Origin of the sequence: Methanosphaera sp. WGK6 (genome assembly GCF_001729965.1) — an archaeon.
Taxonomy (GTDB): Archaea; Methanobacteriota; Methanobacteria; order Methanobacteriales; family Methanobacteriaceae; genus Methanosphaera.
In genome coordinates this window covers 82,383-94,326 of sequence record NZ_JRWK01000001.1, presented here as the reverse complement: position 1 = coordinate 94,326, position 11,944 = coordinate 82,383, and the positions used below count along the sequence as shown (strand labels likewise).

The following is an 11,944-nucleotide window of genomic DNA, read 5'->3' as shown; positions in this document are numbered from 1 at the left end:
GAAATTATTCTTCAGGAAATCCAATTTGTTTTCGTTTAATCCATTGAATTCCATCTTCTTGAGTTATTACTGCAACATCTATTGGTCCACCCACACCCTGTATTTCACCATTATCCATGTTAGTTCCATCAGCAAATCTTTGAATCATTTCTGTTGATTTTATTAGAAAAACAGCTAAATCTATTGCATCTTGAAGTGTTAATAATGGCCAAGGAATAGTGTATTCAACTCCACGTAATTGTTTTATTAATTCATCTTGTGGTGTTGTTGCTAATACTTTTTGAAATATAGGTGTATTCATTATTTTTTTATCATATCCTATAATCATACGTGCAACAAGATCGCCCTGACCAATCCATACACATCCAAAATCATTAGTTTTTCGTTTTAGAATAACTTTTCCAGGAATACATAATTCATATGTCTCAGATAAACCATTTTTATTAAATCCACTTACAAGTAAATTTATTGGTTCTGCATTAAGATGTCCTTCCTCGATTCTCCCATTAGGTTGTTTTATTCTGAAATCTATTGCATCATTTACTTTTTCAAGAGATAATACTTGTGCTCCATTATGTTGTGCGTCTATTTTTAATTGTTGAGCAGACATTTCAAGTTGTTGTTCCCATGGATATTTTTTATTAAGATAAGCATGTAATTGTGTTGCAATCTCTTTTACAGTTAAATTTTTCTGATTTGTAGAGTTACAATAATCTTCCACATATTTTGACACATTTTTTTGAACACCCGTATTATCTGCGAAAAATGCTAAACCTGCTGTTCCAACAAGTATTCTATTATTTATTGCAAATAACTTATATGCATTATTTGTAGAGATTCTCGTCATTTGACTAGTACTTCTTTGTGTTTGTCGACTATCAGAGGCCATCACTATTCCTTCAGGAGTAGTAATATTTACTATCAATGTCATATTTTTCCTCATATCCTCATAGGTATATTTTTCTTTTTAAGATATTCTTTTACTTCAGGTATGGGGTATTCATTAAAATGGAATATACTTGCTGCTAATGCTGCATCTGCTTCCCCTTTATTAAATGCATCATAGATGTGTTGAGGATTTCCTACTCCTCCTGAAGCAATAACAGGTATTGTTACATTTTTACTTATTGTTTTAGTTAAATCTAAATCATAACCTACTTTTGTACCATCCCTATCCATACTAGTTAATAATATCTCACCAGCACCTCTTTCTTCACATTCAATAGCCCATTTAACAGCATCTATTCCTGTGAATTCACGTCCACCATAAATACTGCAATCAAACCAACAATAACCATCATCTGTTTCAACAATATAATGTTCATCGGATTCTGATGGATTTTCAACATATCTTCTTTTTGCATCTATTCCTATTACACATGCTTGACTTCCAACGTGTTCTGATGCCCGGTTTATTAGAGAAGGATCTTTAATTGCAGCAGTATTTGTTGAACATTTATCTGCTCCTGCTTTTAACATGTTTACATAGTCTTTTACTTCACGTATTCCCCCACCAACACATATTGGAGTAAATACATTTTCAACTGTTTTTTTAATTACATCAGCCATTGTTGATCTTCTTTCATGAGATGCAGTTATATCTAAAAATACTATTTCATCAGCCCCTTGTTCATAGTATTTTGTTGCTAATTCCACAGGATTTCCAGCATATCTTATTTGTTTAAATTCTACACCTTTTACTACTCGTCCTTCTGGTACTTGTAAATCACAATCTAAACAAGGTATTATTCTTTTTGATAACATATCACTTCAACTCTAAAAAAAATATTATTCTAAATTGTAGGTTATATAAAAAAAGGGAAGGGTTTAAAAAAATATATTATTTTTTTATTCTTTTAAAATTGTATATAATATTGCTTTTTGTGCATGTAATCTATTTTCTGCTTGATCCCATATTGCTGATTGAGATGAAGTCATAACATCATCTGTTATTTCTTGATCACGTATTGCTGGTAAACAGTGCATTACTATTGCATCTTCTTTTGCTTCAGATAATAATTGTTTGTTAATTTGGTATGGTTTAAATATTCTTTCCCTTTCTTCTTGTTCTTCTTCATCACCCATACTTACCCATACATCAGTGTATAGTACATCTGCATCTTTTACAGCTTCATGTATGTTGTGTTCTATGCTTATATTAGCATTAGTTTTTTTAGCTTCTTCTTTTGCTAATTCATATATTTCTTTATCTGGTTCATACCCTTCAGGACATGCAACAACCATATCCATTCCAACATATGCTGAAGCTAATAATAGAGAATTACATACATTGTTTCCATCCCCTATGAAAACTAATTTTCTATTGTAATCACCCTTATATTCTTTTATAGTTAATAAATCAGCAAATGCTTGACAAGGATGTTCTTTATCAGTTAATCCACTTATGATTGGAATAGATGCATAATCTGCTAATTCTTCAACATTTTCATGTTTTTTAGCCCTTATCATTATACAATCTAAAAAACGAGATAATACTCTTGCAGTGTCAGGTATTGGTTCTCCTCTGTTTAACTGTAAATCTTTACTTGATAAATATAATGGAGTTCCACCTAATTGATGCATTCCAACTTCAAAAGATACTCTTGTTCTTGTTGATGATTTTTCAAAAATCATTCCTAAATATTTATCTTTGAGTGGTTTTTCTGTTATTTTACCTGATTTTAAATCTGATGCTATATCTAATATTGTTTTAATTTGATCTTTTGCATCAGTCATTGATAATAATCTATCCATTTTAATCCTTCCCTAATTAAAAAAATAATTTACTCTTAATATTTTTATTCAACTAATAATAAATAATATATTTATTTGTTTTTGGTATTTAAAAAAGATTATCTTTTTTAGTGATAGATAATGTGAAAAACAATAAATTATGAAGATATTTATAAAAAAAGTAGATTAATAATTAATTAAAAAATAGAATAGAGTTAGATTAAGATCTAACTTCTTTCATATGTTCCATTTTTTCATTTAATAGTTCTTCAGTAGCTACATCACTTCTATGATATACCTCTCCATCTATATGTTTCATTGCAGCTTCACATACCTCTTCTGCTTCTTTAATAGTATCCCTTACTGCTAAAATTGCTAATGCTCTTGAAGAAGTTAAGTACACATCATCATTATCATCTGCATATACTGCAGCATAATATACTTGTGCATCATCCTGATTAATTTTATCTTCACATACTTTAACAATTGTATCATTTGCTGTTGTATTTGGATATTTATCTGGAACTACATATTTACATACAGAAGCTTTATTACTAAATGCGGCAGTGTCTAATGTTCCATTAACAATTTGTTGAGATATTTGAGCTAAATTAGAATCAAGTAATGCTAATACATTCATTGATTCAGGGTCTCCAAATCGTGCATTATATTCAATTACTTTTGGTCCGTCTTTACAAAGCATGAATTGTCCATAAAGTATTCCTTTGTATGGTTCTGCTTCCTTTGCTATTGCATCAATTGTTTGTTTCATTATAGCAACTGATTCATCATAATCTTTTTTAGTTAAAAATGGTAATAAATGATTTTTATCAGAATAAGAACCCATTCCACCAGTTATTGGTCCTTTATTTCCTTCAAATGCGTGAGGATGATCTTGTGCTGCAGGCATTGGAATTATATGTTCTCCATCAACAAAAGCTTGTATTGTATATTCTTCACCAACTAATAATTCTTCAATCACTACACCTTCAAATCCACCCATCTTCTGATCAAAAATTTCTTTAACATATTCTTTTGCTTCATTATTATCCTTTAATTGATCACCAACAATTTTAACTCCTTTTCCACCTGTTAATCCTATTGGTTTTACAACTACCGGTTCATCAAAACTATCAATAAACTTATATGCATCATCTAATTCATAAAATGTACCATATTTTATTGAACCTGCAATATTATAGTCTTCAAATAACTTTCTCATGAATGCTTTATTGGTTTCTATTTGTGCTGCTGCTTTTGTTGGTCCTACTGATAAAATACCTTCATTTTTTAATTCATCTACAATTCCTTTTTCAAGAGGAGCTTCAGGTCCAATGAACGCTAATTCAACACCATTTTCTTTAGCAAATTTAATTATTTCTTCAAAATTAGATTCATCATTTACCATGTATTTTTCAGATACTGCTGCTAATCCAGGGTTTTTTCTTCCCATATATGTGTATACTTCAGCATTTTTATTTAATGCTTTTGCTATTGCATGTTCTCTTGCACCGCTACCTACTACTAATATTTTCATTATATAATCACGTCCTGAAAGAATAAGAGGTGTGTTTCATCCTACTTATCATAAATTACTTAATTTTTTAGTAATGTTTTATTAATTATTATATATTATTTTCATTTTTATTATTTTTATTTATACAAAAATAATTTAGTTTGTATAATTAGTCTATAAATAAATTAAATTTAGTGAGTTTAATACTTATTTTTAAATAAAATATAATTCTTATGAAGTATAAATATTATACATATTAAAATATTTTATAAGATTTATTAATGTAAAAAAATTGGTGTTAAAATGAAAGGTAGTGAACTATTAATTGAAAAACTTAAAGAAAATGGTATTCATACTATCTTTGGATATCCTGGAGGCGTATTGTTACCATTTTATGATGCACTTTGTGAATCAGATATTAATCATATATTAGTAAGACATGAACAAGCAGCAGCACATGCTGCAGATGGATATGCAAGAGCATCAGGTGAAGTAGGAGTGTGTTTAGCAACATCAGGTCCTGGAGCAACAAATATCATCACAGGAATTGCAACTGCCCATATGGACTCTTCACCAATAGTAGCACTTACTGGACAAGTAGCAACAGATTTAATAGGAAAAGATGTATTTCAAGAAGTAGATACAATTGGAATTACTATGCCTATAAGTAAACATAGTTATCAACCACGTACTGCTGATAAAATAGCTGAAAGTGTAGATAAAGCATTTTACATTGCTTCTACAGGAAGACCAGGGCCTGTAATTATAGATTTACCTAATAATGCACTTAAAGAAGAAATAAATCTTGATAATATTAAAAGAGATACTACAACACCAGGTTACAAACCTACAACTAAAGGACACCCAAAACAAATTAAAAAGGCTATTGAACTAATAAATGAATCTAAAAAACCCCTCATATTAGCAGGAGGAGGAGCTATTCTTTCAAATTCATCAAAAGAATTAATTAAATTTGCAACATTGACAAACATACCTATAGCTACAACATTGATGGGAAAAGGAATAATATCAGAAGACCATCCTTTATCACTAGGAATGATTGGAATGCATGGTATTGCTTCAACAAATATAGCTTTAACAGAATGTGATTGTTTAATAGCAATAGGTTGTAGATTTTCTGATCGTAGTGTTAGTAACATTACAGAATTTGCAAAAAATGCAAAAAAAATTCAAATTGATGTAGATCCTGCAGAAATAGGTAAAACTATAAAAATAGATGTACCTATAGTAGGAGATGCGAAAATCACATTAACTGAACTTATTAAAAAAGTTGAAGTTCCTGATAGAACCATTTGGACCAAACATCTTACACAAATTAAACAAGAAAACGAAGAAAAAATAAGTTATACAAATATTCCATTAAAACCTCAAGAAACAATAAAAGAAATAATGGAAGCAATAACTCCTGAAACAATCATTACTACAGATGTAGGGCAAAATCAGATGTGGATGGCACATTACTATAAAACAAGAAATCCAAGAACATTCATATCATCAGGAGGACTTGGAACAATGGGTTTTGGATTACCAGCAGCAATAGGAGCACAAATAGCAAAACCAGATGAAAATGTATTATCTATTGTAGGTGATGGAGGATTCCAAATGGTATCCCAAGAATTAGCTACAATTAAAGAAAACGATCTTCCAATTGTAACATGTATTCTTAATAACAGATATCTTGGAATGGTAACACAACTTCAAAAATTATTTAACAAACATGTATATGCTACTAAACTAACAGCTACTCCTGATTTTGTGAAATTAGCAGAATCCTATGGTATAAAAGGAGAAAGAGTAGAAAAACCAGGAGAACTAAGAGAAACTATTGAAAATGCATTGAAATCAAGAGAAGCAACAGTTATTGATGCAGTAATAGATTCTACAGAACTATTACCTATTGTACCACCTGGCCTTGGACTTGAAAATATGAAAAAATTCAGTAATATGGAGGAATAACAAATGGGAAAAACAGATAAACATACTATAAGTATACTAGTAGAAAATAAGCCCGGTGTATTACAAAGAATATCTGGATTATTCACAAGACGAAACTTCAACATAGACAATATAAGTGTTGGAAAAACAGAAGACACAACAATATCTCGAATAACCATAAGAACAACAGGTGATAACCAAATATTAGAACAAATAACAAAACAATTGAATAAATTAGTAGAAGTAATAAAAGTACGAGAACTAAAACCAGAAAATACTATTAAAAGACAATTAGTTCTTATGAAAGTACATGCAGCTGATGAAACAGTGAAAACAGAAATTATACAATATACTAAAATATTTAGAGGACATCTTATTGATGTAACACCAAAATCAGTGATAATACAAATCACAGGAGATCATTCTAAAATAACAGCATTTACAGAACTAATGAAACCATATGGTATAAAAGAACTAGCTAAAACTGGTGTAACTGCAATAAATAGAGGAAATAAAACATTATGAATTAAAAAAAAATAAAAGGAAGTTTAAATATGAATGGAAGTGAAGCACTACTAAAAAAACTTAAAGAAAATGGTACAGATACCGTGTTTGGATACCCTGGAGGAGTATTACTCCCATTATACGATTCAATATATGATTCTGACATAAGACATATTCTTGTAAGACATGAACAATCAGCAGCACATGCTGCAGATGGATATGCAAGAGCATCAGGAAAAGTAGGCGTATGTCTTGCAACATCAGGTCCTGGAGCAACAAACCTTATTACAGGAATTGCAACAGCTAATATAGATTCATCACCAGTAGTTGCATTAACAGGACAAGTTACCACAGGAATTATAGGTACTGATGCATTTCAAGAAGTAGATACTATTAGTTTAACCATGCCTATAACTAAAGAAAATTTTCAACCAAGAACATCAGATAAATTACCTGAAATGATTGATGAAGCATATCATATCGCATCAACAGGTAGACCAGGAGTAGTGGTAGTAGATTTACCTAAAGATGTTCTAGAAGGTGAAGTAACTGAAAAGGATATGAATAAAAAATTCAAATTACCTGGATACAAACCAACAACTAAAGGAAACAAAAGACAAATCACCCGTGCAATTGAAACTATAGAAACTTGTGAAAAACCAATAATTCTCGCTGGTGGCGGAGTCATATTAGCTAATGCATCAAAAGAACTAATTACTTTTTCAAAATTAGCAAATATACCTGTAGCTACGACATTAATGGGGAAAGGATCAATACCTGAAGATGATGAATTATCATTAGGTCTTCTTGGAATGCATGGTCTTGAATCAACTAATAATGCTGTAACAGACTGTGATTGTCTTATAACAATTGGTTGTAGATTCTCTGATCGTACAACAGGAAAAATTTCTGAATTTGCACCGAATGCTACGAAAATACAAGTAGATATCGATCCAGCAGAAATAGGTAAAAATGTAAAAATTGACATACCTATTGTAGGAGATGCAAAAGTAATATTAAAAGAATTTATTACACAAATAGAAAATCCTAACAATAATGATTGGACAACAGACATCATATCAAAAAGACAAGCATATAAACCTAAATTAAAATTTAATACTGTGCCATTAAAACCTCAAGAAACAATAAAAGAAATAATGGAAGCAATAACTCCTGAAACAATCATTACTACAGATGTAGGGCAAAATCAGATGTGGATGGCACATTACTATAAAACAAGAAATCCAAGAACATTCATATCATCAGGAGGACTTGGAACAATGGGCTTTGCATTACCAGCAGCAATAGGAGCACAAGTAGCAAAACCAGAAGAGGCAGTTCTTGCAATTGCAGGAGATGGAGGATTCCAAATGGTATCCCAAGAATTAGCTACAATACATGATTATGATCTTCCAATTGTAACCTGTATATTAAATAATAGATATCTTGGAATGGTATATCAATGGCAAGTATTATATTATAACAATAGAATATCCCAGACAAAATTAACACCTACTCCCGATTTTGTGAAATTAGCAGAATCCTATGGTATAAAAGGAGAAAGAGTAGAAAAACCAGGAGAACTAAGAGAAACTATTGAAAATGCATTGAAATCAAGAGAAGCAACAGTTATTGATGTAGTAATCGATCCTTCAGAACTATTACCTATGGTACCACCTGGTGAAAAAATTACAAAAATTGTTGGAGAATATAAAACAGAGGATGATTAAAATGAATGAATCACAGAAACACACCATAAGTATACTAGTAGAAGACAAACCCGGTGTATTACAAAGAGTATCTGGATTATTCACAAGACGAAACTTCAACATAGACAATATAACTGTTGGAAAAACATCAAATCCCAGTATATCTAGAATAACCATAAGAACAACAGGAAATGAACAAGTAGTAGAACAAATAACAAAACAATTGAATAAATTAATTGAAGTACTGAAAGTAAGAGAATTACAGCCAGAAAATACAATAATAAGAGAATTAATGCTTGTGAAAATAAATGCTCCTGATGAAAAAACGAAATCTGAAATTATACAATACACTGATGTTTTCAGAGGACATATTATTGATGTGACCCCAAAATCATTAATTGTAGAAATAACAGGAGATATTTCAAAAATATTAGCATTTACAGAATTAATGAAACCATATGGTATTAAAGAAATGGCTAAAACTGGTGTAACCGCATTAACAAGAGGAAATAAAATATTATAACCTCTTATTACTATTTTATTGAGCATTAGGACAATTTTCATTAAATCTACATGATTTACATTTATTTGGATTTTTTGTAGGTATAAAATCATCAATTCCTTTAATTAAATTTTGCACATGTTGTATTACTTCTTTTATTTTTTCTTCTTCCTCATGTGTAAATTCTTCTTGCCAAAATACATCCCCCGTATCTCTATTTCTTAGAGCTCCAAATATTTTCATATTTTTATCTATAGAGTATTTGAATGATAAACAATATGCAAAAACTTGATTTATCATAGATCTATATGCTTTCGTTCCAGGTTTATCATCTATTATAATAACATTACCATTATTAAATTGTATTTCATCGATGAATCCCCTAATACCTAGTTTTTCATTAATTACAAAAAATTCTCTTGAAATAACTTCATGAGTTTCTGATTCTGTTAGAATATCTTCCATAGACATTTTAATAGCATCTTTTTTAAATTCATCCTCAAGTCTATTATGTACTGCAGTTCCTTGTAACATTGCTTTCGTTGCTTCTACTTCAATATGTTGAAAATTTTCAAGATAAATCGAATATTCACAGAAATTTTGTGTATTTAACCAACTTATTGGAAAATTAGGAGTATTATTAAAAATTTTAACTTGTTTTATTGTTGGATGATTTCTACCTTTTGGATAATTGTATTTTAATTCATATGATTTCATAATAACACCAATATTATTATTTAATATAACTGTGCGTTAATATATAATTAATTTGATAAATTTTAAAATGAAGAGAAGGAATAAGTTCTATAAACTATGAAAAATAGTTTATATTAATTATAATAAATCTAATACTGTACAAATAAATCTATATAGAATTTATAAAATTAAAGGAGTACTCGATAAAATGAAAGTATATTACGACGACGATGTAACTACAAACATATTAGAAAACAAAACAATTGCTGTAATTGGATTTGGAAGTCAAGGAAGAGGACAATCACTTAACATGCACGACAGTGGATTAAATGTTATTGTTGGTTTAAGAAAAGGTGGAAGTTCATGGAAAGCAGCTGAAGCAGAAGGATTAACTGTTAAAACAATTGAAGAAGCTTCCAAAGAAGCAGATATTATCCACATATTAATCCCTGATGAAATCCAAAAAGACGTTTACGAAACACAAATTAAAGATAACCTCGAACCAGGAAACACAATTTCATTCTCTCACGGATACAACATACACTTCAACCGTATAAGAGTACCTGAAGATGTAAACATAACAATGATTGCACCTAAAGCACCAGGATCAAAAGTAAGACAAACATACCAAGAAGGATTTGGAACTCCAGGTTTAGTAGCTATTGAACAAGATGCTACTGGAGATGCATTTGACATTGCTATAGAAATGGCAAAAGCAGTAGGTCTTACAAGAGCAGGTGTTATTGAAACCACATACAGAGAAGAAACTGAAACTGACTTATTCGGAGAACAAGCAGTTCTTTGTGGTGGATTAACTGCACTTATCCAAGCAGGATTTGAAACATTAGTCGAAGGTGGATACAAACCAGAAATGGCATACTTCGAAACTTGCCACGAAATGAAACTTATCATTGATTTAATCTATGAAAAAGGATTTGGAAACATGTGGCATGATGTAAGTAACACTGCAGAATTCGGTGGACTCACAAGAAGAGACAGAATCATAACTGAAGAAGCTAAACAAAACATGAAAGACATCTTAAGAGAAATTCAAGATGGTACTTTTGCAACAGAATTTGCAGTAGACTCTGCTACATCCTACCCTAAACTCTTAACACAAAGAAGATTAGAAGGAGAAAAACAGATTGAAACTGTTGGTAAAAACTTAAGAACCGCATGCGGATTAGAAAAAGAAGAATAGGTTTATAACCTATTTTTTAAATTCTTTTAATCACCATCTACATGAAAAAAACTAATTTTATAAAAAAAAATATTTTAATAATTTATATTAATCATACATTTAGGAGAAATAAAATGAAATACTATATGGGTATGGATCATGGAACAACTGCTGTTTCCTTTGAAATTATTGATAAATATAAAGAAGAAATAGCTTATTTTAAATTAAATCGTGAAAAACTATCAAAAAATGAAATTTCATTTAAAGACACTGTGAATAATTATATTGATATAAATAAAATTGAATTATTAGCTATGACTTATGCAATGGGTGATTATATATCTGAAATTACTCCATTAGATAAAGTTGAAAATAAAGGTATTAAATCAATTCAAGGTGCTGGTAAAATTACGGGTGGTGGAAGTAATGTCTATGAAGATATATTGTCATCAAATATCCCTGCAGTACTTATTCCAGGATTACATTCAGAATGTGATTTTTTAGATAAAAGATTTAGAGCTAGTTATTCACATTGTGCTAGTTCTGAAAAAGTTAGTCTTTCTTATTATGCATTTAAAAAAACAGGCTGGAAAAATATGATTATTGCAGACATTAGTTCTAATACTGTTTGTATACTTGTTGAAAATGGAATTATACGAGGAGCTATTGATGCATGTCTTGGTGCTATGGGATTTATTCATGGCCCACTTGATTTAGCTATGATTAGAGACATTGATTCTGGAAAAAGAAGTGCTAATGAATGTTTTTCACAGGCAGGAATATCTAAAATTGCAGAAGTTAATTCTAAAATCAATAATGTTAAAGAAGATATTCTTAAAAAAGCTGTAAATAATGATGAAAAAGGAATTCTAGCTATTGATTCATTAGTTATGAGTGTTGTGATGGAAATATATGGATTATATGGTATTATGGAAACAAATATTGAGGGTATTGTTCTTACTGGTTCTGGTGGATGTATGAAGGAACCTATTAACATAAGTAATATGATTAAAGAAAAAGTTGAACGTATTGCTCCTATTCAAGTTCTTACAGATAAAAGTGGAGCTATAGGTAGTAGTTATATTGCATATGATATTAAAAAAAATAATTTAGATAAAATAATGGGAATTAATGTTATCAAATAGTTT

At 29.9% G+C, this 11,944-nt stretch carries 11 protein-coding genes; 6 read left to right on the top strand and 5 right to left on the bottom strand.

Going from position 1 to position 11,944, the window contains the following annotated elements; all coding sequences use genetic code 11:
• Positions 1–4: 4 nt before the first annotated feature.
• From NL43_RS00480 to purD, 4 genes are all read right to left on the bottom strand, one after another.
• On the bottom strand, positions 5–931 hold the full coding sequence (locus NL43_RS00480) for a hypothetical protein (protein WP_069592009.1): 927 nt from the start codon (positions 929–931) through the stop codon (positions 5–7).
• Between the two features lie 8 nt (positions 932–939).
• The gene (hisF, locus tag NL43_RS00475; protein ID WP_069592008.1) at positions 940–1,764 is read right to left on the bottom strand and encodes an imidazole glycerol phosphate synthase subunit HisF; all 825 of its coding nucleotides are present in this window, start codon (positions 1,762–1,764) and stop codon (positions 940–942) included.
• Between the two features lie 84 nt (positions 1,765–1,848).
• Positions 1,849–2,754, bottom strand: a complete 906-nt coding sequence (gene argF / locus NL43_RS00470) for an ornithine carbamoyltransferase (protein ID WP_069592007.1) — start codon at positions 2,752–2,754, stop codon at positions 1,849–1,851.
• A 199-nt stretch (positions 2,755–2,953) separates the two neighbouring features.
• Positions 2,954–4,270, bottom strand: a complete 1,317-nt coding sequence (purD, locus tag NL43_RS00465) for a phosphoribosylamine--glycine ligase (protein WP_069592006.1) — start codon at positions 4,268–4,270, stop codon at positions 2,954–2,956.
• A 282-nt stretch (positions 4,271–4,552) separates the two neighbouring features.
• On the opposite strand from purD, the gene ilvB reads away from it, so the two are divergent.
• The 4 genes from ilvB to ilvN (NL43_RS00445) are packed head-to-tail and all read left to right on the top strand — an operon-like array spanning position 4,553 to position 8,941.
• Positions 4,553–6,226, top strand: a complete 1,674-nt coding sequence (gene ilvB / locus NL43_RS00460) for a biosynthetic-type acetolactate synthase large subunit (RefSeq protein WP_069592005.1) — start codon at positions 4,553–4,555, stop codon at positions 6,224–6,226.
• Between the two features lie 3 nt (positions 6,227–6,229).
• Positions 6,230–6,730 carry an acetolactate synthase small subunit gene (gene ilvN / locus NL43_RS00455; RefSeq protein WP_069592004.1) on the top strand — a complete coding sequence of 167 codons (501 nt, stop codon included), beginning with the start codon at positions 6,230–6,232 and terminating at the stop codon, positions 6,728–6,730.
• Between the two features lie 29 nt (positions 6,731–6,759).
• Entirely contained in the window at positions 6,760–8,439 is a 1,680-nt protein-coding gene (locus NL43_RS00450; RefSeq protein WP_069592003.1) for an acetolactate synthase large subunit, read from the top strand.
• Position 8,440: 1 nt separating this feature from the next.
• Positions 8,441–8,941: an acetolactate synthase small subunit gene (gene ilvN, locus NL43_RS00445; protein ID WP_069592121.1), complete on the top strand. Its 501-nt coding sequence runs from the start codon at positions 8,441–8,443 to the stop codon at positions 8,939–8,941.
• 15 nt (positions 8,942–8,956) lie between these two features.
• Here ilvN (NL43_RS00445) and NL43_RS00440 read toward each other — a convergent pair whose 3' ends face one another.
• The gene (locus NL43_RS00440) at positions 8,957–9,637 is read right to left on the bottom strand and encodes a Dna2/Cas4 domain-containing protein (RefSeq protein ID WP_069592002.1); all 681 of its coding nucleotides are present in this window, start codon (positions 9,635–9,637) and stop codon (positions 8,957–8,959) included.
• A 187-nt stretch (positions 9,638–9,824) separates the two neighbouring features.
• Between NL43_RS00440 and ilvC the strand changes: the two genes are divergently transcribed.
• Both ilvC and NL43_RS00430 read left to right on the top strand, forming a co-directional pair.
• Positions 9,825–10,817, top strand: a complete 993-nt coding sequence (gene ilvC, locus NL43_RS00435) for a ketol-acid reductoisomerase (RefSeq protein WP_069592001.1) — start codon at positions 9,825–9,827, stop codon at positions 10,815–10,817.
• A 113-nt stretch (positions 10,818–10,930) separates the two neighbouring features.
• Complete coding sequence (locus NL43_RS00430; protein ID WP_069592000.1) at positions 10,931–11,941, top strand: methanogenesis marker 12 protein; 1,011 nt, start codon at positions 10,931–10,933, stop codon at positions 11,939–11,941.
• The last annotated feature ends 3 nt before the right edge of the window (positions 11,942–11,944 follow it).